Here is a 23,342-nt window from a genome sequence, read left to right as displayed (position 1 = left end):
CTGTCTCGATTCGAGACAGCTTTTTTTATATCAATACTTTGAAAAGTCATGTTCGATTTCATTCCTGCGCGCTTCCCGCTTGAACAGGTATTCACCGCCACGCACAGATGCGAGCACTTCGGCACGCTCCCTGACTGCTTCATAGGCATCATGTGCATCGAGTACGATGAAATTCGCAGGCTTGCCGGCCGCGATGCCGTAACCGCCGTAGTCTTCATCGATCCGCATCACCTTTGCCCCGTTCACCGTGATCAGATCGAGCGCCTTATTGATCTCGTCGATATGGGTGTAGTGGGCGAGGTGGATGCCGTTGTCCAAAATGTTCATCATGTTGCCGTTGCCGAGCGGGTACCAGTAATCCGCGATGGAATCCTGGGCGAAAGCGACCGTATTGCCGTTCTCAAGCAGTTCCTTCACACGGGTGAGTCCGCGGCGTTTCGGATAGTTGTCCCCGCGCCCCTGCAGGTGGGCGTTTTCTGTCGGGCAGGAGACGAAATTGATTTTGGACGTTTTGAAGAGCCCCATCATTTTATTGGCATATGAATTTTCGACGGCACCGAAAGAACATGTATGGCTTGCGGTCGTCTTTTCGCCGTAGTCCTTCTCCATGACGAGCGCGTTCAGCACTTCCAAAAAGCGGCTGTTCGGGTCATCATTTTCATCGCAGTGGATGTCGATCATCACATCATATTCCAGTGCGAGGTCGACGATGCGCTTCAGAGATTCCACGCCATGTTCGTAGGAAATTTCGAAATGCGGGATGCCGCCGACGGCGTCCGCCCCCATATCAAGCGCCTTCCTCACCAGTGCCTCACCGCCTTCATATCTGAAGAACCCTTCCTGCGGGAAGGCGACGAGCTGGAGCGTGACGATATCTTTGAGCGCTTCGCGAAGTTTGAGCAGTGCCTTCATGCCGGTCAGCTCCGGGTCCGTCACATCGACATGCGTCCGGATGTACTGGACCCCGTGTGAAACTTCCTTGCGGATGCCTTCGAGTGCACGTTCACGGACCATTTCCCCGGTCAGCGCCTTTTTATTGTCGCTCCAGCGCTGTATGCCTTCAAAAAGTGTGCCTGAAATGTTCGCATTGCCCTCACCGAGGCCCGAGAAGATGTAATCGAGATGCAGGTGCGGATCCACATAGGGCGGCAGGACGAGTTTCCCTTCCAGGTCGACCACTTCAGCAGCATCACCGAGGTTTTTGCCGACCGCTTTGAATTTGCCGCCCTCGACCAGAATCTCCGTTGACCCGGTGCCACCGTATATGTTCGCATTAATGAACTTCTTCATACAATAAACTCCTTTTAAATCGTTAATGATATCACGGTCATTATATCAGAGCATCATTTTAAAAGGGAATGATACCTGCTCCGGGATGTAAATTGAATGTATAAAGGATATAATGAAAATAAATGAAGGTGGCGGGCAGCATGAAGCATTTTATTTTATTCATGATCTTTTCGATCCAGATGACTGGCTGTACGGCGATAGGGGAGTCCGGGGCCGTGGAGACCGACGTTGATGCGCTTGACGGGGACATGCAGGAGTATGTCCAGAACGAGGAGATCACCAACATCATGCACATCACTGCACAGGACGGCGACGGGGATTACATCGTGTTCTACGCACCGGGTGCAGCGCAACTGACCGTAGAAGAAACGCAAGAGGGGTTCCTCGATATCAGGGTGGAGCAGCCGGATGATGCTCCGGCCGAAATACTCCATATCTATGAACTGGACATCGGCACCGATGTGGAGGCGCTCAGATACTATATCAACGATGAAGAGACTCATGTGGAAGTGCTCGCGCGCTGATTGAAGTGATATCGAAAGGTGTGGATACCATGGCTGAATTCGGAGAATACATCCCCATATTCGGAATCGATCACCTGATTTATATTCTTGGGCTCATCGCGATCGCCTTGACGCTCTTCATGAACAAAACCCATGTCAGGGTCCACAGGCGGGGCATCACGGCGGCGGTCATCCTCCTGATCATCGGCCAGCAGATTCTGATGTACAGTGCGTACTATTTCGTGCTGGGCGATGGTTTCGGGTTTGATGCGTCCAACGCACTGCCGCTTCACATCAGCCGCATCAATTCAATTCTCGGTCTCCTTTTCCTGCTCACGAAAAACGATAAAATCTTCAGGGCGCTCGCCATGTTCGGACTTTTCGCATGGCTCAGCTTCCTGTACCCGAGCCATGTCTATGGCGTGACCCACCCCATCGGCATCAGCTTCTTCATCAACCACGTCGTCACCCTGCTGCTGCCGTTCTACGGCATCATCGCCTATGGGCAGAAGATAAAAACCGGTGACAGCCTGAAAGTCTTCCCGTGGTTCGTGCTGTATGTCGCTGCTGCATACGTCGCCAATATGCTCACGGGGGGCAATTACTTCTATCTGCGTGACAAGCCGGTCTTCGAAGGGATGGGCGACGTCTTCTACATCCCGCTTTCACTCGTGTTCGCACTCGTCCTCTTCAAGGCGGGCGAGTGGTTCTACCGTAAATTGGGGCCCGGTCTGAGGAGAGGATCACACGGCTGAATCCGGAGGGCGCATTTGAAGCTGACCAATGCAACTTTTAAAGAACTATTGATCATGACCACGGCCTTTCCGTGGTTTTTTACTTTCATATACTACACAGACTCTTATAAATATTTAAATTAAAACAAATAATTAGAAAATTATATTGGTAATGACCATTGTTTGTGGTAAAGTTTATGTAAGATATGCAAAGGCATACATAAATATGTGCAGGCTGATGTATATTCACAAAAGTGTATAGGGGGAAAAAGAATGAGGAAGTATTTATTGCTTTCATTAATGTCGGTACTTGTTTTGGTGCTTGCGGCATGTGCGGATGATTCCGACGTCGATGAAGACGCTGCAGGGGACAATGGCGATGACGGCGATGCAGCGACTGAAGAGTCCGCATCCGGTGACATCGTGGTCGCCATGCAGGATGATGCTGTATCATTGGATCCGCACGGTTCCAACGACTCGGCATCCTCACAGGTGCGTCAGAACATCTATGAAAGTTTAGTGCAGCAGGATTCAGATATGGAATTGGTTCCGGGGCTTGCCGAAGAATGGGAAGCCATTGAAGAAGATGTGTGGAACCTGACTTTGAGGGAAGGTACGACATTCCACAGTGGTGAAGAGTTCACTGCAGAGGACGTCAAAGCGACCTTCGACAGGGTGCGCGATGAGGCAGTCGCTTCAGAAGTTGCTTTCCTGTTTGAAATGATCGAAGAAGTTGAGATCGTGGGCGACTACGAAGTCAACCTCCATACTGAATACCCGTTTGCACCGCTGCCGAGCCACTTGGCACACAACACCGGCGGCATCATGAGCAAAGCGCTGATCGATGAAGATTATCAGAATGCTTTGGATGAAGCGGACGTCGACATGACGGCCGATGAGTACTATGAGGTGCGCGAAGAAGGCGGGGATGAGTACGAAGACGTGATGGAACAGATTTCAGAAGACCTGGGATCCGTCATCAGCTCAAATCCTGATGGTACGAATCATGGCATGCTTGAAGAGCGTAATCCCGGCCAGGAAACCGTCCTGACGAGGTTTGAAGATTTCCAGGGTGGAGAGCGCAATTTCGATACCGTCACTTTCCGCGTCATCCCTGAAGTGAGTGCAAGACTTGCTGAACTGGAAACAGGCGGCGTACAGGTTGCACGTGACATCGATGCATCCAACGCACAGCGTGTCGAGGAAGGCGACAATACAGAACTCCTTGAGCAGGAATCACTGCGTACGGACTACCTCGGCTTCAACACTCAGAAAGAACCTTTCGACGATGAGAGAGTGAGACAGGCGATTGCACTTGCAATCGACACTGAAGCAATCGTTGAAGGTGTTTATGACGGCATGGGCATTTCCGCAACACACCCGATCCCGCCGGATGTGTGGGGTTATGACGACAGCCTGGACGGTCAGGAATACGACCTTGAAAGAGCGCAGGAACTGCTTGCAGAAAGCGACCATCCTGATGGTTTCTCTACCGAATTATGGGTGAGGGATGATCAGATGATCATCGATACGGCATTGTATATTCAGGAGAGCTTGAGCGAACTGAACATTGATGTTCAGGTGGAACAGATGGAGTGGGGTGCGTTCCTCGACAGGACAGGCCAGGGCGACCAGGAAATGTACCTGCTCGGCTGGACGACTGTAACTGCAGATGCTGACTACGGTCTGTATGCACTGCATCATTCCGATAACTTCGGTGCAGTCGGAAACCGTTCGTTCTATGCGAATGACGACCTCGACGAAGCACTCGATAACGGCAGAACGGAATCGGATGAAGATGCACGTGCTGAAGCATATTCTACAGCTCAGCAGATCATCATAGAAGAAGCGCCGATCGCGCCGATCGTCCATTCCAACTTCTCAATCGGTGTGGACACCGACCAGGTTGACGGTGTTGAGCTCGATGCACTTGGTGATGTCCGCCTTGAGAACGTGACATTCAACGAGTAATCGAAAAGCAGTTTCAACTGCATCATGATGAACACCCGCATGTTAGGCATCCGTCTGACTGCGGGTTTTATTGTAGAGTGGGACAGGTGGTGTCGGGGTGAAGAGCGAGGCACATTTATATGCAAAAGTGACGAATGAAATCCGGCAGCAGATCGACAGCGGGAAGTACAGGGACGGCGATAAACTGCCCTCGGAGCGTCAGTTATGCAAGGAGTTTGGAGTCAGCCGCATCACGATCAGGCAGGCATTGGACCGGCTCGAGGAAATGAAGATCATAGACAGGAAACAGGGCAAAGGCACTTATATACTCCCGTTTGAATACGGCCGGCTGCCTGAAATCTTCTCAAGGTTCGTATGTGAAATTGAGAAGAAGGGGAAGCAGCACGGGACAAAGGTGCTGCATATCGGACGCATCAGTGTGGATGCGCATCTGGCAGAAAAGATGGGCCTGCCTGAAGGCGGACAGGTATATAAGGTTTCCAGGCTCAGGACTGTCGATGACCTGCCTTTGGCTGTGGAGCACAGTTACATCCCCTGCGGTGCCGCCCCGGGGCTCGATGTTGCGGATATCGGCGAATCCTCCCTGTATCAGATTTTGGAAGGGGTGCACTCGGTCAAAATCGATCGGGCGTTTGAAACGCTGCAGCCGGCCGTTTTGAATGGTGAGGATGCAGCACACCTTGGACGGATGGGAGGGGAAGCTGTGTTGAATATTGAACGCTTTGCCTATGCTGCCGGCCGGATGATCGAGTACACCGGCTTTTACTTCATAGATGGTGAATACAAATATACAGTGGATTTGATTTGAACCTTAAGCCCCCGACTCCTGAGTCGGGGGCTTTTTTATGCTGGAAACGTTTTTTTAAAAAAAGGACGCGAAAATTTTAGAAAATTGCATTCATTCAGTACGTCAGTGTGTTAAAGTATTATATGGTTTATGATGAAGGAGGAAAAACAATGAAAAAATATACATTATTTTTAATGACCGGACTCGCCGCATTGGTGCTTTCGGCATGTGCAGACGACTCCGACGTGGAGGAGGCAGCCGGCGGAGATGAGGACGGGGCCTCAGGATCATCCGGGGAGCTCGTCATGGCCATGCAGGATGATGTCGTGTCGATCGATCCGCATGGAAGCAATGACACTGCATCAGCACAGGTACGCATGAATATTTACGAAACGCTGGTCAACCAGAATATGGATATGGAACTTGAGCCGGGTCTTGCCGAAGAGTGGGCGCCTGTTGAAAATGATGTTTGGAACTTCAAGCTCCGGGAAGGGACGACGTTCCACAGCGGGGAAGCATTCACTGCAGAAGATGTCAAAGCGACGCTCGACCGCGTGACTGACACTGCGGTGGCTTCGGAAGCTGCATTCCTGTTTGATATGATCGAAGAAGTGGAAATCGTGGATGACTATGAAGTCACTATCCACACGGAATTTTCATTTGCACCGCTGCCGAGCCATCTTGCGCACAACACTGGCGGGATCATCAGCAAAGCGCTCATAGATGAAGATTATCAGTATGCGCTTGATGAAGCCGGTGTTGATCTGACGGCGGATGAGTACTATGAACTGAGGGAAGACGCAGGGGGCGAGTATGAGGAAGTGCAGGAGGAGATCTCCGAACACCTCGGCTCAGTGATCGGTTCGGAGGCGGACGGTACGAATCATGGTATGCTCGAAGAACGGCACCCGGGGCAGGAAACGGTCCTGACGATATTCGAAGATTTTCAAGGTGGGGAGCGGTCCTTCGATACAGTGACCTTCCGTGTGATACCGGAATCGGGCGCAAGGCTTGCGGAGCTTGAAACCGGCGGTGTCCATATCGTCCGGGACGTCGATTCCGCAAATGCCGACCGTGTAATGGAAGGTGATGATACAGAGCTGTTGGAACAGGAGTCTTCAAGAACGGATTACTTAGGTTTCAACACCGAAAAAGCGCCGTTTGATGACATCAAAGTGAGACAGGCGATCGCTCATGCGATCGACAAGGATATGATCGTGGAAGGTGTCCATGACAACATGGGAATCACCGCGACGCATCCGCTCGCTCCGGATGTATGGGGCTATGATGATTCACTTTCAGGTGATGAATACGATCCCGAAAAAGCGAAAGAGCTGCTTGCAGAAAGTGATCATCCGGACGGTTTCAGCACGGAATTGTGGGTCAGGGATGATCAGATGAACGTCGATACCGCCCTTTACATCCAGGAAAGCCTTGCTGAACTGGACATTGATGTCGCGGTGCAGCAGTTTGAATGGGGGACGTTCCTCGACAGGACAGCCCAGGGCGATCATGAGATGTTCGCGATGGGCTGGACGACCGTGACCGGCGATGCCGACAACGGACTGTATGCGCTCTATCATTCAGATAATATCGGTGCCACCGGAAACCGGTCGTTCTATGCCAATGAAGAACTGGACTCAGCACTGGATGCAGGCAGGACGGAGTCCGATGAAGATGCCCGTGCAGGCGCCTATTCAATGGCGCAGGAAATCATCATGGAAGAAGCACCGACGGTTCCGCTTGTGCACCCGAACTTTGCAATCGGCGTGGATGCCTCGCAGATTGAAGGCGTGGAAATCGACCCGATCGGCCTGGTGCGGATCGATGATGTGAGATTCAAGTGATGGAAATGGAAGAGATGCCCCGGCCTTTTTGAGGCCGGGGCATCTTTTGGTACGCGTCATTTGTAAACCGGCATGCCACTGCATTACTATGGTAGGTGGAGGAGGAATCACCATGATCAAAGAAGAAGTCGCACAACTGACAAAACAACAGTCAACTGAGAATATCTCATACGTGATCGAACATGAGGGTGGGGTGATCACTCATCAGGAAGGTCAAATCCACCGTTCGGCGAGCGTCATTAAAATACCGCTCTGCCTTGCAGCGCTTAAAAAGGCACATGATGCCGGGAGGGATGATCTGCTGCTCGTCAAAAAGAAAGTCGGCGGGTCCGGTGTGCTTTATTCCCTGAATGATGTGGAGGTGCTGCCGGTGAAGGATACGGTGGTGCTTGCGATGATCGTCTCCGATAATACCGCCTCCAACATGCTGATGGAATATGTCGGCTTCGACCAGCTTGCCGCCATATTCAAGGAGTGGGGGATCAGGGATTCGATGCTTGAACGCCATTTCATGGATACGTCGGGGGACACATCTGGGATGTATAATGTCGCCACCGCCGAAGATATGATGACGGCGCTGAAACTGGTATATGAAGAGAATGCATTCATCCCTGAAGCGGTCCGGCTGGATATGCAGAAACATATGCGCGAGTCGCAGTTCAATGACCGGGTCGGCGGGGCGCTCAATGACGGCGGGGATGAAGATCATATCACCGTATCCAATAAAACCGGGACGATCGACAACCTCGAGCACGACATCGGTGTCCTGCAATCGAAAGATAAAACAGTGAAGTTCTCCGTGCTCACCTCGGATTGGAACAGCAACCTCGAGGCGAGGTATTTTTTGAATGACCTGGGGAAAATACTGCTGAAGTACTTCGTGTAGAGCGGGCGTATAATTGAGAGTGAAAGAATGGTAATGACATGGGTAAGCTAGATAACAAAGTTGCATTCATTACAGGTGCAGGGTCTGGCATGGGTGCTGCGCAATCCGTTTTATTTGCAAAAGAAGGAGCTAAAATCATAGCAGCCGACATCAATCTTGATGGCGTGCAGGAAACTGTTGAGAAAATCAAGCAAGATGGCGGGGAAGCGGTAGCTGTCGAGATAGATGTTTCCGACAGTTCAAGTGTGAAAACTGCAGTTCAAGAAGGACTTGAAGCATTTGAAAGAATTGATGTCTTAAGTAATACTGCCGGTGTGCTTGACGACTATGCACCAACACTTGAAACCTCCGAAGAGCTTTGGGATAAAATCATCAACATCAATCTTAAAGGTGTATACAACGTCACGAACGCAGTGCTCCCTCAGATGATCGATAATAAAAAAGGTGTCGTCATCAACATCGCATCCATCGCAGCATTTGTTGCCGGTGGTGGCGGTGCGGCTTACACGGCTGCTAAACACGGCATTGCGGGCTATACAAAACAACTATCATTCGACTATGGTGATAAAGGCATCAGAGTGAATGCCATTGCGCCGGGTGCAGTTGAATCCGGAATGACGAAAGAGATTTTTGAAAGTGGGGATGCAGCAGTTATGGAGTCGGTCAATTCTGTTCCTGCGGGCCGTTATGGCAGGCCGGAAGAAATCGCAACTGCAGCATTGTTCCTTGCAAGTGACGATTCATCATTTATGCATGGCGCAATCATGCCTGTAGATGGTGGATGGTTGGTCAAGTAAGTCTCATGAACAAAAAGCAAACGCACATTCCAATTTTGGAATGTGCGTTTTTTTAATGACCATTCATATTTACTGTACTGCTTCAAGCTCGAATCCGAACGCGGCACCGTTCCTGTTTTCATCTGTGGCGCCTGTGTAGGTGCCGTCTTCAGGGTTGAACATGATGCTGTTGACGTTGCCGATCGGTGACGGTTCTTCAGTGAAGCCGTGGCCCATATCATTGAGCTGCTGGATCACTTCTTCGGGGATGCCTTCTTCGTGGCTGTAGTTGTCCGGATTATTCGTGAATATCCTCGGCTCATTCAGCGCTTCTTCAAGCGGCAGTCCGTATTCATACGTGTTCAGGATCGTCTGAAGCACGGAGGTGATGATCGTCTGTCCACCCGGTGAGCCGACTGTCAGCACTGGATGGCCGTCATTGAAGACGATCGTCGGTGTCATGCTGCTGAGCGGTCGTTTATTCGGCTGTACTTCATTCGCACCGCCCGGTTCCGCGTCAAAGTCCGTCAGTTCGTTGTTGAGGAGGAAACCGTATCCCGGCACCATGATGCCGGAACCGAAGACCTGCTCGATGGTGGTCGTGTAGGATACGACGTTGCCGTGTGAATCGATGACGGAGTAGTGGGTCGTCTGTCCGTCCACTTTGTCGTCCGGCTGCTCGACGGCACCCTGTCTTTCAAAGTCTTGCTGATACGGCATGACATCTCCCGCTTCAGGCTCTTCGATCACAGAGTCCAGGCTGATCAGATTCCGTCTTTCAGCGATGTAATCCGGATGCAGCAAACCTTCCACCGGTACGTCGACGAATTCAGGGTCCCCTGCATATTCTGCACGGTCTGCATAGGCAAGGTGCATCGTTTCAGCAAGCAGATGATATTTCTCGACAGATTTTATATCGTATTGTCCAAGATCGAAGCCATCAAGGATGCCGAGCATCTGCAGGAGGAAGATCCCGCCTGAACTTGGCGGCGGCATGGTTGCGATGTCGTAATCCTTATACTGCCCCCATACAGGCTCGTCTATTGTGACATCATAATTCTGCATGTCCGCCACGGCAAGGGAACCTTCAAATTCCTGGACGGTGTCCGCAACGGCTGCAGCGATTTCACCGTGATACAGGACATCTGTGCCTTGCTCGCTGATCATCCTCAATGTATTGGCGAGGTCGCCCTGGACGAGCATATCCCCTTCAGCAAGCGGGTTGCCGTCACTGAAGAATACTTCGCCTGCGGCACTCCTTTCCAGTTTTTCAGCGTGCTCTTCTATCTGCCTCTCCAAAAAGTCGTCAATCGGGAAGCCTTCCTCGGCAAGTGCGACTGCAGGTGCAATCAGGTCATGCATGGCCATCGTGCCCCACATTTCATGACTCGTCTCAAGGCCCTTGGCTGTGCCGGGGACCCCGACCGAATTACCATGGATGACACGGTCCTGGAACTCCATCGGTTCACCGTCATCATCCAGGAACATTTCCGGATCGGCACCGGCGGGTGCACGCTCACGGCTGTTTATGATTTTTGTTTCTCCTGTTGCGGCATCATACACCATCATGAAACCGCCGCCGCCGATACCGGACATCATGGGCTCGGTCACCGTCAGCGCATACTGCATGGCAATGGCGGCATCAACCGCGTTACCGCCCGAGTTCAAAATATCGAGTCCGACCTCGGAAGCGAGCGGGTGGGCGGAGACGACCATGCCGTCATCGCCCGTTGCGATATTATTTTCAGTACCGTAGTCCGGTTCGAAAGAAGACGCGAGCGCTCCTTGTGATACAGTGACAACTGTCAAAAGTGTTACAGCGAAAATCATGCTAAAACGGCTGAGGAAAGATTTCATACAAATACACTCCTTATGATAGTTTTAGTGATTCCGTCGTCATAAATGCCGCCACCTTAAAATTAATTGCCAATTTTCAGATAACGTCATTGTAATAATACCACATTAATTGAAGAAGTGGAAGGGTGTTACGGATTTCGGAAGAGGTGGAAGATTAGAGGAAGACTTTGAATGATTCCCAGTAAGAAACCTGAACGGGCGCCCGTTCAGGTTTTTGCCATTTTGGTATTTTTATTTTCCGTGCCTTGTGCAGGTGTCTCCTTTTTGTACCAGTGGTAGCACAATATGATGATCAGTATCAGATCGACGACATCCCCGCCGTAATACATGACCATGGCGCCCGTCCGTCCTTCAGCGGTGGGCACGGTGGGCGGCGGGCTCTGATAGATGAGCTTCGATAACGCCTTATGGAAGCCGAGTGCGGCGATGAGTGCGAGTGCCCGGTACCAGTAGGCATACCTGTGCGAGGTGACGTCCACATAAATCAGGCTGATCGTGAATAAGTATCCTGCAAGGAATACATGCAGATGGATGATGATGAAAAGCAGCATGCTTTCATGCATCCACACATACAAATCCGTCATATAGATCAGATACAGTCCGCCGATATTAAGTATTGACGCAACAAACGGATTGGTGATGAATTTTCCGTAAGCGCTGTTCAGCGCCCGGCTGATGAGGCGTGCATCACCGGCCGGCAGTGCCCGCAGCAGCAGCGTCATCGGCTTACTGTAGACGAGGAAGATCGGTGCGAGCATCCCGAGCAGCAGATGTCCGTACATATGGGCGACGAAGTTCTCATGTGCCGCATCACCGAGCGGTCCCGCTAATGCACTTGCTGCAGTGAGCAGGCCCAGTACCCATAAGAACAGGCGGTGCCGCGGCCATCTTTTGAACTTCCTTCCAGAGACGCGCATCGCCATGAGATATCCGAGGGTCATAACGAGGACAAGGACAAGGGCTGCATCCTGTATCATATGAAAGTGTTCCATCCCGTGCTGCTCCATCTTCTAATCTCCCTGAACCGGAGGGTCGTTTTTCCTTGTCCTGTACCATAGGAAGGCACCGACGGCGAGCAGCAGCAGGGCCGAGGTGATCCATGCGATGTCATACGGCAGCAGGTCCACATTGTAGCGGATCTGATGGATGCGCAGCAGTTTATGGCTGACGATGCCGTCGAACAGCTGGAAGCCGCCGAGGCCCATAAATATGCCTGCATACCATCTCATGCGCGAGTAGGTATGGAGCCGGGTCACATGGGCGAATAAAAATATCCCGGCCACGATGGCAAACAGTGCGAATGAATTGAGCAGCCCGTCTGAAAAGATTCCAAACTGCGTCGTGTCGAAATCGAAGAAATGGTGCCACTGGAGCAGCTGGTGGAAAATGATTTCATCGATCAAAGCCATCGTGCCGATGCCGATCAGGACCCCCGACAGCATGATTTTGCGCCTGGCGGATACCGGACGCTTTTTTCCCTTCATTATAAACAACACCCTTTCATGGTCTATGTATATTACATCTTTTACCCGCGATGCAAATGGGGTAACCGATAAACCCGGTGTTTCTTTTTACATGCGCTGTGTGTTTAATAAAAGCCCGGGTGGGTAAATATGGACTAGATGCATGAGACATCGACTGTTGAATAATGAATTTAAACTTTAAATGAAATCTTAAAAATTAAAAATATTAATAATGGAGGTTTTGAGTCATGCGTAAGATTGAAACATATACGACTGAAGAAGAAGTACTCAGAAGAATCGAGCAATTGAAGGCGGATGGTGTCACTGATGAAATGATCACCGTCGTAGGCAACGAAGGTACAACGGGTGATGCGTTGGATGACACGGGCGTGAATGTACGTTCAGCCGACGGCAGCACATGGGATAAGATCGCTTCATGGTTCAGCGGTGATGAGCCGGAAGACCGTGTGATGGAGGAGCTTGATTTGACGCAGGATGAGCAGAACACATTCCTGAATGCCCTTGACAGGGGCGAACTGCTCCTTTATGTCAATAACAGGACGACGGGCGGCGGCTTCTATGCAGGCAACGATGGTTCAATTGAAAAGGATGACGCGGCGACAGGTACGGCGCCTGCAGATGACGAAGATGCAAGGCGGCGGAACAATTTCGACAACCGCACGGTTACGGACGACGCGGCACCGGGTAAGAGTGAACAGTTCGTAGGCGGCACCGACCGTGACAATCCTGCAGGGCCGACCGGGCGCGCAGAGACCGACTACGGCATTGATGAACCTGTCCGTGACGACAATTACAACTACGATGACAACTATGTATCGGAGGATGAGAGAATGAAAAACAACAATTATGGTGTAACGGATGAAGAGTGGAACAAGCTTTCGGATGAAGAGCGGATCGAGCTCAGGGAAGAACGTCTGAGAGTGGATAAAGAAAATGTCAAAACCGGTGAAGTCCACGTGGATAAGCATGTGGAAACCGACCGTCAGGAAATGGATGTACCGGTTGAGCGCGATGAAGTGACCATCGAAAGACGTCCGGTGGACGGCGGCCGCGCGACAGGCTCCATGGATGAGAGAGTCGGAGACGATGATTCCATCCATATCCCTGTAGAGGAAGAGCGCGTCAACGTTTCGAAGGAAAATGTGGTCGATGAAGAAGTCGTCGTCAAAAAGAACAAAGTGGAAGACACTGAACACATTTCCGAGGATGTCCGCCGTGAAGAAGTGGACATTGAAGAGACGAACAACAGAGAGCGTGAAACCAGGCACAGGGACGACCTGGACAGAAGATAAATGTAAATCGTGAAAAGGCCGGACAAACTTTGTCCGGCTTTTTCGTGCCGTCATGATTTATAGGATGTTTCAGAAAAAGCTGTTTATTTTCTGTGCTTTGGGGAAACTTAGTAGAGAGTGGCAAAGCAATATGAAAGGAGCATCAGCATGGCTAAAAATTCCAATAAGAAAAAAACAGGGTCCACACAAAAACCGGACCTGGCTGTCCATGAAACACTTGAACTGCATGAGGTGCTGACGGTGAAGCAATCGGCATACCTCAAAGCGAACATGATGGAAGAGATGGCGGAAGACAAAGAATTGAAGAAAATCATCCGTAAAGATTCGACCGACTCGAAAAAAGCGATCAAAGAAATTCAGGAACTTTTACCTTAAGAAAGGGGCAGTATTGATGGATTTGATTAAAGAACTCGATAAAGCAGGAGAAAACAAAGACCAGATCATCGCGACCGAGCTGCTCGTGACGGCAAAGGCAACGGTGCGCACATACGCTGTGGCACTCACTGAAACGGCATCACCGGAAGTGCGTGATGTACTGAAGCGCCAGTTGAGGCAGGCCATCGACCAGCATGGGAGAATCGCCGATTATATGATGGAAAACGATATGTATTATGCACATGATATCGACAAGCAGCTCAAGCTCGACAAAAAGAAAGTGAAGGCGGCAAAACAGCTTGTCAAAAAAAAATAAATAATCCGGGCCCGCCGGAGCCTTTCCGGTTGAGTCCGACCATCCCTTTGGATATGATATCCATTAGGGATGTTTTTATATTCTGAAAATTGGGCACTGGAATTACAGGAGGAATAATCATGACACAGGAAAGTTTGTATCAGAAAGAAAATATCAAAAGGTTATCAGAGTTTTCCAAGCTTGCACCGGACGCATTCAAAAGCTTTGCGGCATTGGATGGTGCAGCGGTAGCGGAAGGGGTCATCCCGAGGCGTACGAAAGAATTGATCGCGATTGCGGTGGCGCACGTCACGGGCTGCCCGTACTGCATCGACATCCATGTCAATGCCGCAAAGGAACTGGATGTATCCAAAGAGGAAGTCGCAGAAGCGATTCTTGTTGCGACATCATTGAAAGCCGGTTCCACCATGGCGCACGGCGTCAACGCACTTCAGGCATATGACGGCGAAAACGGGGGCGACCTGTACGAAGCATCGAACATCGACAGGCTCGGTGAATTTGCGACACTCGCACCGGATGCATTCAGGGCTTTCGCCCAGCTGGATAAAGAAGCGGTGAAGCCGGGTGAAGTCTCAGGGAAGGATAAAGAACTCATCGCCATTGCGGTGGCGCACGTCACGGGCTGCCCGTACTGCATCGAAATACATACGGCCAATGCCAAAAAGCTGGATGTGACGAAAGCGGAGATGGCGGAAGCGATCCTTGTGGCGACATCATTGAAGGCGGGGTCTGCCATGGCGCATGGTGTCAACGCACTGAACGCGTACGATGCATAAAAGAGATGTGAAATGAGAAATCCGGACAGAGGATGTTTGTACGTCCCGCTGTCCGGATTTTTTTCATTTATACGGATGGAAATAAAGGTTCCGCAGCTTCTGTCCTGTTTTCACTCCGATATCCGGACAGTCTCCCACGATAACTGAACGCCATCCGTTTATGCATGCGTATTCCGGACGGAACCCCGGTGAAGACGCATTCCATCCGGAATCTCATAAGAAAAACGGACAGAACCTCTCCCTCAGGAGGGCCTGTCCGTTGAACGACGGGAAAACTCATGAATAATGGCGTCCCGTCAGCTGGTCGAGCCGGATCCGGCGGAGCATATCCCTCGGCACCAGGAAGGTGACGGTGACGACACCCGGGTTGCGGCCGATATCGATCGATCCGGTGATCGTTGCGCGGTTCATCACTTCCGGCACTTCGATATCCAGCAGTTTCGCCGCCCGTTCAAGTCCGTTCTGGGTGGCATCGTTCAGAGTCGCACCTGTACCGATGAATGACAGCGGGTAGGATGCTTCGAGCTTTTCCACACCCCACTGATCGGCCAGGATCTGCGCTTTCTCCATTTCCGCTTCGGTATAGGGCTTTGCGGTTGGTGGCAGGTCTTCTACGAGCGGCAGCAGGATGGGGCCGTCAACTTCGAGGTCTTTAAGGACGCTCACGCTCAAGTCGACGATGCCCGCAACATCCGTCGTATGGCCGGCGATCTCACCATTCCCCTGCATGGCATGCATATCGCCGAGATATACACCGCCGCCCGGAACTTTGACCGGGCAGATGAGGATCGCACCTTCACGCACCCGGTTGATGTCCATGTGCCCGTCCGTCCTGTCCTCCAGTGCCTCGGGCGTCTTCACATAATCATGCGGCGCATCGAGCAGGAACTGGCCGAAGTCACCGGCATTGTGGGAATCCGGGAAAGGACTTGCCGGAGTGGTGCCAAGCTGTCCGAGAAACGGGATCACCCTCGCGACGGCACCGACGATGTCATGCGGTGCGAACGTGACGACCGGGTTCTGTATGGAATTTTCCGGCGTGCACATGTAAGCCTTCGATTTACGGGCGATTTTCTCTGCAGCCTCCTTATTCAGCGTGAGGCCGAGCGACTTCTCTTCATTGAACGCCATCGTGTAGGCATTTGTGAAATTGAACGGGGTGACATCCTCGTCGCATTCGGCACATCTGACGGCGCCCTGGCCGATGCCTTTGATGACGGATTTGGGATTTTTGGCACCGCAGTTCGGGCAGATGCCCGCGACGAACGGATCACCGGAAAACCTGCCTTCCATCGGCTGGTCGTGTCCTGAAGCCGTGGCAACCGAAGTCACCCGTATCGAATTGATCTTTATTGCGATCGCATCCCCGACTTCTGCCCCTTCAACATACACCGGCTGCGTCACTTCGTGACCGCCTTTCAGTTCGGGCGTGATCATCGGGCCCCAGCAGCCCGGAGCGGTGTTGGCGATGATGTTTCCATGGTTCTTGACGTGATAAGACATTTCAACATTCGGATCGAGCGTGCCATCTGTGAAACGGTCGACGTAGACGGTCTGTCTGAAATTTTGTTCAGTCATTCTTATCAGCTCCTCTTATCTTTCATTATATTCCAAACCCGCTTTTAAATCATTAAAGAGGGATTCATCATATGATTGTTTTAAGGTTTAACACATGCTGAAACGGATAGAGTAAGTATGAAGATAAATTCAGGAACAAGGAAGGGATTGTGACCATGGCTGTAAAGGAAGAAGTGATCGACAACCATCTGGACCACATCATCAATTTCAGAAGAAGACTGCATAAGAATCCGGAACTGAGCTTTAAAGAATATGAAACGACAAAACTGATAGCGAACGGACTTGAAGATACAAAGATAGAATTCTATGAACTGAGTGAGAAGACCGGTCTGATCGGCATGCTCGAAAAAGACCCGGACTATGAGTATGTCGCGGTGCGGGCGGACATCGACGCACTGCCGATCCATGAGGAGACCGACCTCGAGTTCAAATCGGAAACGGAAGGCAGGATGCATGCGTGCGGCCACGATATCCACTCAAGCATCCTGTACGGTTTTGCGAAAGTCATCGACGAAATGTATGATGACCTGAAATACAACATCGTCTTCATCTTCCAGCCGGCTGAAGAGATACTGAAAGGTGCAGAGTACATCAAAGAAGAGCTGGAACGCCTGGAAGTGCCGGTCGACAAAATGGTGATGTACCATACGTGGCCGAATCTGAATGAAGGGCTGATCGGCTACAGGGATGAGCAGTTCTGTGCCGGCTCCCAGAGCTTCAACATCAAACTGACGGCGAAGGGCGGGCATGCCGCGCATCCGCATAAGACGGCAGACCCGGTATACCTGGCTTCGGACATCATCCAGTTCATCCAGGGCATCGTCTCAAGATTCAACAACCCGGCAACCCCCCTCGTCATCACCATCGGGCAGATCCATGGCGGTGAGAGGAATAACGTCATCCCCGATAAACTGACTTTCGGCGGGACGATGCGGAGCTTCTCTGAACAATCCATCCGTGAAGCCAAGGAAATGCTGGAGAAGTATATCGGCGAAGTGACCGAAATGTCCGGTGCGGATTGTGAAATCGAGTATACGAAGTACTGTCCGCCGCTCCTCAACACGCCTGAACTCGTGGAAGAATTCGTCAATGCAGGGGAGGACAGCTCAATCTACCATGAGCTGAAAGAACCGTCCATGGGATCGGAAGACTTTGCTTTTTATGTCCAGGACTATGTCGGTGCCGCATTCCGCATCGGTACGCGGATGGAAGACGTGGAGGAGAGCGGCTACTCACTCCACAGCCCGGAGATCATCTTCGGGGAGAAGAGCATCAAAACAGGAATAAAAGCCCTCGTGGACTTCGCGACGGCGGCGAGATAGATATGATTGATCAGCGCCCTCTGATTGCGGTCTTCAGATGACTGCAATCAGAGGGCGCTTTGAATTTTTTATTAATCTCACCTATGCAGCTTTATATGGAAGGTTTTATGAGGGGGGATCTTCATGAGTGCCAACAGTTGTTCATTCATGAATTCAGCATCATATTTATAATCTTCCTCGACCCATTGCTTAATCAGGCCGACTACTGCATATGCCAGATAGCTGGCTAAAAGATCACTTTGGATATTATCATCCTTCACATTGACCTCTTCCAAGTTGATTGTTTTAAATGATTCGATCATCCAAGTCTCGACCATGGAGGAGAGGTCCGACTTCAGGATAGTGGAATAATAATCTGCATTATGAGAAATGTGATTGAATATATGCAGCTCTGAAGGAGGCAGGCGACTGAATGAAAATGGATGTTGCCTCAATAAGGGCTTTCTGTATGCATAGACCAGCTCGCGATGTTTCATGGACATTAATGAGTTGAGCAGTTCCCCTTTGCTTGAATAGTGGTTGTAGAAGGAACTTCTGGTCACCCCTGCGTGTTTTGAAATGTCAGAGACATTTATGTCACTGAATCGTTCATGCTTTAAAAAGTGTAAAAGAGACTTGTTCAAAGCGCGTTTTGTTCTGATCACCCTGCAGTCAAGATAAAGTTCTTCTTTATCCATGTCCTCCCCCTTTTTATTTTACATATTGATGATGAATGTCCATAAATGAATGCGCTTACATGAAATGTTTGATTACTTTCCATTATAATAAACTTGCAAGTATAATTACAATTCATCATTAAACAAGGGGGAATAAAAATGGGAAGATTGGATGGTAAAGTTGCAGTGATTACAGGCGGTGCCGGCGGGATGGGAAAAGTGCATGCTAAAACATTCACCGCCGAAGGTGCGAAAGTCGTCATTGCTGATTTAAGTACGTCGAAAGGCAAGGACACCGCTGAAGAACTGGGGGATCAGGCCAAATTCATCGAACTGGATGTCACGGATGAAGAGAATTGGAAGAAACTTGTCGAGGAGACGGAGGAACATTTTGGGCCGATTAATATTCTGGTGAATAATGCAGGCATCGTGGTATCAAAATCGATTGAAGACACATCTCTGGAAGATTTCAGACAGACGACTTCAATCAACCAGGACGGGGTGTTCCTCGGCATGAAATATGTGTTCCCGTCCATGAAGAAGGCGGAGAGCGGCTCGATCGTCAATATTTCTTCAATCGCGGGAATCGTGGGAAGTAACAACAATAGTGCCTACACTGCATCGAAGTTTGCAGTCCGGGGGCTGACAAAGGCGGCTGCAGTGGAATTTGCGCCCCATAACATCCGTGTGAATTCGGTGCATCCCGGAACGATCCGGACACCGATGACCGAGCAGGAGGACGTGAGGGAACTGGTCAAGGAAATGGAGAAGATGATCCCGATGAAGCGGATCGCTGAACCGATAGAAATCACCAACCTTGTACTGTACCTGGCGTCCGATGAGTCAAGCTATTCGACCGGGACTGAATTCGTCGCCGACGGCGGTCTGATTCAGCAGATGTGAATGGAACCAAAAATTAATACAATAAGAGGATGTCCCGGAAATACTGGGACATCCTCTTTATAAAATCATCTCTGTTCTGCGAGTGCACGTGCTTGGATCTTTGTCCTGAACACATTCACAAGCAGTCCGGCAAGGAGCACGAACCCTACATAACCCTGCAGTGGATAGACGAAGTTCACAAGTTGTGTGAATCCGACGAAGCTGAGCGAGAACGCGGCGAGGCTCAGAACGACCGCACCGATCTTGAAGTTGCGTGTATCAGCCGGTATGAAGCGGGCGCCGACTGTATAGAGGCACGGCACCGCAGTGCTCAAGATCATCCCGAACAGGGCGACGCTCATCAGTACGCCGATGACAGGGCTGAATTCAGTCGCAAGCAGCAGCATCGGCATTTCAGCATACTGCAGTATATCGATGTTGGCATATACTGCCAGGTTGATGATCAACGCGATGAGGCCGAGTGTGAAACCGCCGAGCACCGCCCCGCGTTTTGCCGCCACTTTATCTTTTTCGCTCGCCCCGATCATCATGATGATGCCGAAGGCGATGACGATATTGAACGAGACATGGAGCAGCGCGCTCAGGAACCAGTGGGGTGAAGCGGACAGCTGCTGTGTCGCCACGCTTTCCAAAGTGGCCATTTCCGTACTGCTTGTTGCAAAAGAGTAGATCGCAATGATGATGATCAGCAGGAACGCGAATGGTGTGATCCAGCTGATGACCGTGACGATCCTGTTCAATCCGAGCGTCATCACCAGCATGACGAGGAGCGTCAAGGTGACATTGCCGATGATGGCAGGGATGCCGAACTGCTGGGAGACGAGTGATCCTGCGCCTGCCACCATCACGACCGCCACACCGAATAAAAAGAATACGATCAAAATGTCTATGACCGGGCTGATGTATTTGCCCGTAATTTTATAAAGTGCCTTTTTATGGGATGTTGCCTTCCATTTATCCCCGAGCACTATCAGGTAATATCCAAGCAGGGGGTAGAGGATCATGGTGATGACGGCACCGATGGTGCCGATCCAGCCCGAACTTGTAAAGAATTGGAGCACTTCCTGTCCTGAAGCGTAGCCGGCCCCAATGATGGCCCCGATGTATACGCCGGCGACTCTTAAGGTGTTCTTCATCTTAACACTCTCCATTTGAATTATTGATTTAATTTGAAATATCCAAAACTCCGTTATTTATTGACAACGCTTACAAACTGTAAGAAACTTGAAACCACCAGCGTCATCTTACGAATTAAATTCAACCCTCCCCGAAGATTTTATATAATTTGGAATATTTCACACTTGTATATCTTACCGTAATGAACAAAACTAGACAAGTTGACGGAAAGTTTGCGTGAAATTCCGATTGCCTAATTGATATTGAGGGTGTATAATTATAAAGTATTTTTAATAAAATTGTATAACACTCAATATCCTGAGTACATATGAATGGAGGGACCCCCATTGGAAGAACATAAAAACACACCTGAAGAAGTCAGGATGACAAGGAAGAACCTGTTGAAATTCCTGATCCCGTCACTGTTCGGAATTCTCATATTCCTGGTGCCGGTCATAGACGGGGATGGGAATTTCAATATCCTGCTCGGCGTCATCACCGAATTCTTCATCGACCTGTTTTCCGGTTTCCTGCCTGAAGTCATCACCATCGTCATCATCATTTCAACCATCCTATCCGTCATCACGTATTTCTTCAAACCCAGGTTCATCACTTCATCCGAAATGTTGAACGGGTTGTTCAATACGACTTTGTTATGGCTGATCATCAGGGTGATAGGGATGGCAGCCGTCCTCATGACATACTTCGAATCCGGCATCGAAGCGGTTTATTCCGAAGTCACGGGCGGCACGATGCTCGGGCTTCTCACGACATTGATCATGTGGTTCCTTGTCGCTTCCTTCCTGATGCCGTACCTGATCAACTTCGGCATCATGGAGTTCACCGGCACGCTGCTCAGGAAGCTGATCAAACCGATGTTCACATTGCCGGGCCGCTCGGCCATCGATCTCCTTGCATCTTGGATCGGGAACGTCAACGTCGGTGTCGTACTGACGCGGGAACAATATAACCGCGGGTATTATACGGGAAGGGAAGCGGTGGCGATCGCGACCAACTTCTCGGCAGTGTCACTGCCGTTCTGTCTTGTCATCGCGGGTATGCTTGAAGTCGACCACGTATTCCCGCTGCTTTATCTGACGATCGTCATCACAGGCATCATCTGTGCCATGATCATCCCGAGAATCCCGCCGGTATCGAGGATCCCAGATACTTATGCAGTGGCAGACCCTTACGATGAAACGATACCTGAAAATAAATCAGTCTTCAAATGGGCACTGGAGCAGGCCGTGAGGCGTGCAGAAAAATCCGGCTCGTTCAAAAAACAGCTGAAGCAGGGGTATGAGGTGTTCGTCGATATTTCATTCGTGTTGATTCCCCAGGTCATGGCCATCGGTACGATTGCACTGATCATTGCGGAATTCACGCCTGTCTTCAACATCATTTCGCAGCCGATGGTATATGTGCTTGAATTCCTGCGCATCCCTGAAGCGGAAGCTGCGGCACCGGCGACGATCACAGGATTCATCGATATGTTCATACCTGCAGTGCTCGCCACGGGCATCGAAGCGGAAATCACACGCTTCTTCATCGCAGCCCTGTCACTCGTTCAGATCATCTATCTGACGGAGATGGCGACACTGATCATCATTTCTAAAATGCCGGCGAATTTCTGGAAGCTGCTGGTCATATTCATACAGAGGACGATCATCGCGATGCCGATCATTGCGATCATTGCACACATCATATACTAAGGGCTGAAGCCGCAAGGAGGAACACACGTGATTAAAGTCGTCCGCACCTTTGATTTCCCCGGTGCACTTGAAATAGAAAAAGAGGTTTTCGGTGACGGATTCGAAATCATTGAAGCCCCGTCATCCACTGAAGATGAACTGATTGAAAACTGCAGGGATGCAGATGCCGTGATATGTGAATATGAACCGTTCACCAGAAGGGTCATCGATGCGCTGCCGAAATTGAAGTTGATCGCCTTCGGCACGATCGGCTTCAATTATGCGGATGTGGATCATGCCAAATCGAAAGGCATTGCAGTTTCGCATATATCCAAATACTGCATCAGGGAAGTCGCCGATTACACGGTCGGCATGATGCTGAACCTGAACCACAGGATCAGCGCCTTCCACAGCCTGGTCAAAGAAGACAGGCAGTGGGCATTCGATGCCTTCCCGGGCATGCGCCGCTTTGATACGTTGACCATCGGGCTGCTTGGATTCGGCAACATCCCGAGGCTGGTTGCCAAAAGGCTGAAACCTTTCGGCGTACGGCTCATCGCCTATGACCCGTTCGTCGATGTGGCAGAAGTGAAGGCAGAGTATGATACGGATATGAAGAGCTTTGAAGCAGTACTCGCTGAAGCGGATATACTGAGCCTGCACCTGCCGGTCACCAAAGACACCGGACAGATCATCAACAGCAGAAACATCGCCAAAATGAAAGACGGCGTCATGCTGATCAACTCGGCCAGAGGGCAGCTGGTCGATGAGGCGGCGATCACAGGGGGAGTCGAGTCGGGGAAGATCCAATACTACGCTGCAGACGTACTGTCGGAAGAGGACCCCGACCTCAGCACACATCCGTTCATGGATCATGACAATATCATCCTGACACCGCACATCGCATTCTATTCCGAAGAAGCGGTGAGGGAAGCCTCGTTTGAAAGCGCGATGAACGTCAAATACTTCTTCGACGGCAACTATAAAGGTGCGCAGATCGTGAACGGTGTGCATGTTTGAATGATTCCAAGGATGAACGCCCGGTTTCGAGAGGACACCCACTCGAAGCCGGGCGTTTTATATGGGGCGCAGGCCGTCCAAAATATCATTGACATTTTACACAAAAAAACTTCATAATAGAGGTGAACTTATTTCTGCTTGTGCATCGTAAGAAAGAAGCTT

The 23,342-nt window shown here is 50.5% G+C and carries 22 protein-coding genes; 15 read left to right on the top strand and 7 right to left on the bottom strand.

What is annotated here, in order from left to right:
* Positions 1 to 30: 30 nt before the first annotated feature.
* The gene (locus tag BUA12_RS11475) at positions 31 to 1,290 is read right to left on the bottom strand and encodes an amidohydrolase family protein (RefSeq protein ID WP_072710759.1); all 1,260 of its coding nucleotides are present in this window, start codon (positions 1,288 to 1,290) and stop codon (positions 31 to 33) included.
* A gap of 140 nt (positions 1,291 to 1,430) precedes the next feature.
* On the opposite strand from BUA12_RS11475, the gene BUA12_RS11470 reads away from it, so the two are divergent.
* From BUA12_RS11470 to BUA12_RS11440, 7 genes are all read left to right on the top strand, one after another.
* Positions 1,431 to 1,814: a hypothetical protein gene (locus BUA12_RS11470; RefSeq protein ID WP_072710758.1), complete on the top strand. Its 384-nt coding sequence runs from the start codon at positions 1,431 to 1,433 to the stop codon at positions 1,812 to 1,814.
* A 29-nt stretch (positions 1,815 to 1,843) separates the two neighbouring features.
* Positions 1,844 to 2,548, top strand: a complete 705-nt coding sequence (locus tag BUA12_RS11465; RefSeq protein ID WP_072710757.1) for a YwaF family protein — start codon at positions 1,844 to 1,846, stop codon at positions 2,546 to 2,548.
* Positions 2,549 to 2,800: 252 nt separating this feature from the next.
* Positions 2,801 to 4,498, top strand: a complete 1,698-nt coding sequence (locus BUA12_RS11460; protein ID WP_072710756.1) for a glutathione ABC transporter substrate-binding protein — start codon at positions 2,801 to 2,803, stop codon at positions 4,496 to 4,498.
* Positions 4,499 to 4,595: 97 nt separating this feature from the next.
* Complete coding sequence (locus tag BUA12_RS11455) at positions 4,596 to 5,306, top strand: GntR family transcriptional regulator (RefSeq protein WP_072710755.1); 711 nt, start codon at positions 4,596 to 4,598, stop codon at positions 5,304 to 5,306.
* Between the two features lie 149 nt (positions 5,307 to 5,455).
* Positions 5,456 to 7,132, top strand: coding sequence for a glutathione ABC transporter substrate-binding protein (locus tag BUA12_RS11450; protein WP_072710754.1), 1,677 nt, complete (start codon positions 5,456 to 5,458; stop codon positions 7,130 to 7,132).
* 112 nt (positions 7,133 to 7,244) lie between these two features.
* On the top strand, positions 7,245 to 8,018 hold the full coding sequence (locus tag BUA12_RS11445) for a serine hydrolase (protein WP_072710753.1): 774 nt from the start codon (positions 7,245 to 7,247) through the stop codon (positions 8,016 to 8,018).
* A 38-nt stretch (positions 8,019 to 8,056) separates the two neighbouring features.
* Entirely contained in the window at positions 8,057 to 8,815 is a 759-nt protein-coding gene (locus tag BUA12_RS11440; protein WP_072710752.1) for an SDR family NAD(P)-dependent oxidoreductase, read from the top strand.
* Positions 8,816 to 8,884: 69 nt separating this feature from the next.
* Here BUA12_RS11440 and ggt read toward each other — a convergent pair whose 3' ends face one another.
* The 3 genes from ggt to BUA12_RS11425 all read right to left on the bottom strand — a co-directional run bounded on the left by ggt (position 8,885) and on the right by BUA12_RS11425 (position 12,135).
* Positions 8,885 to 10,651 (bottom strand): gamma-glutamyltransferase, encoded by a 1,767-nt coding sequence (gene ggt, locus BUA12_RS11435; protein WP_072710751.1) that lies wholly within the window; start codon positions 10,649 to 10,651, stop codon positions 8,885 to 8,887.
* Positions 10,652 to 10,857: 206 nt separating this feature from the next.
* Positions 10,858 to 11,658 (bottom strand): cytochrome c oxidase assembly protein, encoded by an 801-nt coding sequence (locus BUA12_RS11430; RefSeq protein ID WP_072710750.1) that lies wholly within the window; start codon positions 11,656 to 11,658, stop codon positions 10,858 to 10,860.
* A 3-nt stretch (positions 11,659 to 11,661) separates the two neighbouring features.
* A complete protein-coding gene (locus BUA12_RS11425) occupies positions 11,662 to 12,135 on the bottom strand; it encodes a DUF2243 domain-containing protein (RefSeq protein WP_072710749.1) in 474 nt (157 codons plus the stop codon).
* Positions 12,136 to 12,362: 227 nt separating this feature from the next.
* Here BUA12_RS11425 and BUA12_RS11420 point away from each other — a divergent pair, with 227 nt between their 5' ends.
* The 4 genes from BUA12_RS11420 (at position 12,363) to BUA12_RS11405 (ending at position 14,894) form a co-directional block, all read left to right on the top strand.
* Entirely contained in the window at positions 12,363 to 13,427 is a 1,065-nt protein-coding gene (locus tag BUA12_RS11420; RefSeq protein ID WP_072710748.1) for a YsnF/AvaK domain-containing protein, read from the top strand.
* 147 nt (positions 13,428 to 13,574) lie between these two features.
* Positions 13,575 to 13,802 carry a hypothetical protein gene (locus tag BUA12_RS11415; protein WP_072710747.1) on the top strand — a complete coding sequence of 76 codons (228 nt, stop codon included), beginning with the start codon at positions 13,575 to 13,577 and terminating at the stop codon, positions 13,800 to 13,802.
* Between the two features lie 16 nt (positions 13,803 to 13,818).
* Positions 13,819 to 14,118, top strand: a complete 300-nt coding sequence (locus tag BUA12_RS11410; protein WP_072710746.1) for a spore coat protein — start codon at positions 13,819 to 13,821, stop codon at positions 14,116 to 14,118.
* Positions 14,119 to 14,237: 119 nt separating this feature from the next.
* Entirely contained in the window at positions 14,238 to 14,894 is a 657-nt protein-coding gene (locus tag BUA12_RS11405; protein ID WP_072710745.1) for a carboxymuconolactone decarboxylase family protein, read from the top strand.
* A 276-nt stretch (positions 14,895 to 15,170) separates the two neighbouring features.
* On the opposite strand, the gene BUA12_RS11400 is transcribed toward BUA12_RS11405, so the two are convergent.
* Entirely contained in the window at positions 15,171 to 16,472 is a 1,302-nt protein-coding gene (locus BUA12_RS11400) for an acetamidase/formamidase family protein (protein WP_072710744.1), read from the bottom strand.
* Between the two features lie 155 nt (positions 16,473 to 16,627).
* Between BUA12_RS11400 and BUA12_RS11395 the strand changes: the two genes are divergently transcribed.
* The gene (locus BUA12_RS11395; protein ID WP_072710743.1) at positions 16,628 to 17,794 is read left to right on the top strand and encodes a M20 metallopeptidase family protein; all 1,167 of its coding nucleotides are present in this window, start codon (positions 16,628 to 16,630) and stop codon (positions 17,792 to 17,794) included.
* Positions 17,795 to 17,871: 77 nt separating this feature from the next.
* On the opposite strand, the gene BUA12_RS11390 is transcribed toward BUA12_RS11395, so the two are convergent.
* Positions 17,872 to 18,471: a TetR/AcrR family transcriptional regulator gene (locus tag BUA12_RS11390; RefSeq protein WP_072710742.1), complete on the bottom strand. Its 600-nt coding sequence runs from the start codon at positions 18,469 to 18,471 to the stop codon at positions 17,872 to 17,874.
* A 138-nt stretch (positions 18,472 to 18,609) separates the two neighbouring features.
* Between BUA12_RS11390 and BUA12_RS11385 the strand changes: the two genes are divergently transcribed.
* A complete protein-coding gene (locus tag BUA12_RS11385; RefSeq protein ID WP_072710741.1) occupies positions 18,610 to 19,353 on the top strand; it encodes an SDR family NAD(P)-dependent oxidoreductase in 744 nt (247 codons plus the stop codon).
* A 65-nt stretch (positions 19,354 to 19,418) separates the two neighbouring features.
* On the opposite strand, the gene BUA12_RS11380 is transcribed toward BUA12_RS11385, so the two are convergent.
* Entirely contained in the window at positions 19,419 to 20,489 is a 1,071-nt protein-coding gene (locus BUA12_RS11380; RefSeq protein WP_072710740.1) for a YkvI family membrane protein, read from the bottom strand.
* A gap of 327 nt (positions 20,490 to 20,816) precedes the next feature.
* Between BUA12_RS11380 and BUA12_RS11375 the strand changes: the two genes are divergently transcribed.
* Both BUA12_RS11375 and BUA12_RS11370 read left to right on the top strand, forming a co-directional pair.
* A complete protein-coding gene (locus BUA12_RS11375; RefSeq protein ID WP_084670175.1) occupies positions 20,817 to 22,181 on the top strand; it encodes a YjiH family protein in 1,365 nt (454 codons plus the stop codon).
* 27 nt (positions 22,182 to 22,208) lie between these two features.
* Positions 22,209 to 23,180, top strand: a complete 972-nt coding sequence (locus BUA12_RS11370; protein ID WP_178138267.1) for a C-terminal binding protein — start codon at positions 22,209 to 22,211, stop codon at positions 23,178 to 23,180.
* Positions 23,181 to 23,342: the final 162 nt, after the last annotated feature.

The sequence above is a fragment of the Lacicoccus alkaliphilus DSM 16010 genome, from assembly GCF_900142805.1.
Lineage (GTDB): Bacteria > Bacillota > Bacilli > Staphylococcales > Salinicoccaceae > Lacicoccus > Lacicoccus alkaliphilus.
This window is presented reverse-complemented; position numbering and strand designations above follow the sequence as displayed.

Excerpts from the sequence above, each read along its gene's own strand:
- BUA12_RS11425 (WP_072710749.1), bottom strand. The coding sequence starts at position 12,135 with ATGAAGGGAAAAAAGCGTCCGGTATCCGCCAGGCGCAAAATCATGCTG.
- BUA12_RS11380 (WP_072710740.1), bottom strand. The coding sequence starts at position 20,489 with ATGAAGAACACCTTAAGAGTCGCCGGCGTATACATCGGGGCCATCATT.
- BUA12_RS11400 (WP_072710744.1), bottom strand. The coding sequence starts at position 16,472 with ATGACTGAACAAAATTTCAGACAGACCGTCTACGTCGACCGTTTCACA.
- BUA12_RS11430 (WP_072710750.1), bottom strand. The coding sequence starts at position 11,658 with ATGGAGCAGCACGGGATGGAACACTTTCATATGATACAGGATGCAGCC.
- BUA12_RS11450 (WP_072710754.1), top strand. The coding sequence starts at position 5,456 with ATGAAAAAATATACATTATTTTTAATGACCGGACTCGCCGCATTGGTG.
- BUA12_RS11385 (WP_072710741.1), top strand. The coding sequence starts at position 18,610 with ATGGGAAGATTGGATGGTAAAGTTGCAGTGATTACAGGCGGTGCCGGC.
- BUA12_RS11415 (WP_072710747.1), top strand. The coding sequence starts at position 13,575 with ATGGCTAAAAATTCCAATAAGAAAAAAACAGGGTCCACACAAAAACCG.
- BUA12_RS11460 (WP_072710756.1), top strand. The coding sequence starts at position 2,801 with ATGAGGAAGTATTTATTGCTTTCATTAATGTCGGTACTTGTTTTGGTG.
- BUA12_RS11405 (WP_072710745.1), top strand. The coding sequence starts at position 14,238 with ATGACACAGGAAAGTTTGTATCAGAAAGAAAATATCAAAAGGTTATCA.
- BUA12_RS11390 (WP_072710742.1), bottom strand. The coding sequence starts at position 18,471 with ATGGATAAAGAAGAACTTTATCTTGACTGCAGGGTGATCAGAACAAAA.
- BUA12_RS11440 (WP_072710752.1), top strand. The coding sequence starts at position 8,057 with ATGGGTAAGCTAGATAACAAAGTTGCATTCATTACAGGTGCAGGGTCT.
- BUA12_RS11475 (WP_072710759.1), bottom strand. The coding sequence starts at position 1,290 with ATGAAGAAGTTCATTAATGCGAACATATACGGTGGCACCGGGTCAACG.
- BUA12_RS11395 (WP_072710743.1), top strand. The coding sequence starts at position 16,628 with ATGGCTGTAAAGGAAGAAGTGATCGACAACCATCTGGACCACATCATC.
- BUA12_RS11410 (WP_072710746.1), top strand. The coding sequence starts at position 13,819 with ATGGATTTGATTAAAGAACTCGATAAAGCAGGAGAAAACAAAGACCAG.
- ggt (WP_072710751.1), bottom strand. The coding sequence starts at position 10,651 with ATGAAATCTTTCCTCAGCCGTTTTAGCATGATTTTCGCTGTAACACTT.
- BUA12_RS11420 (WP_072710748.1), top strand. The coding sequence starts at position 12,363 with ATGCGTAAGATTGAAACATATACGACTGAAGAAGAAGTACTCAGAAGA.
- BUA12_RS11470 (WP_072710758.1), top strand. The coding sequence starts at position 1,431 with ATGAAGCATTTTATTTTATTCATGATCTTTTCGATCCAGATGACTGGC.
- BUA12_RS11445 (WP_072710753.1), top strand. The coding sequence starts at position 7,245 with ATGATCAAAGAAGAAGTCGCACAACTGACAAAACAACAGTCAACTGAG.
- BUA12_RS11465 (WP_072710757.1), top strand. The coding sequence starts at position 1,844 with ATGGCTGAATTCGGAGAATACATCCCCATATTCGGAATCGATCACCTG.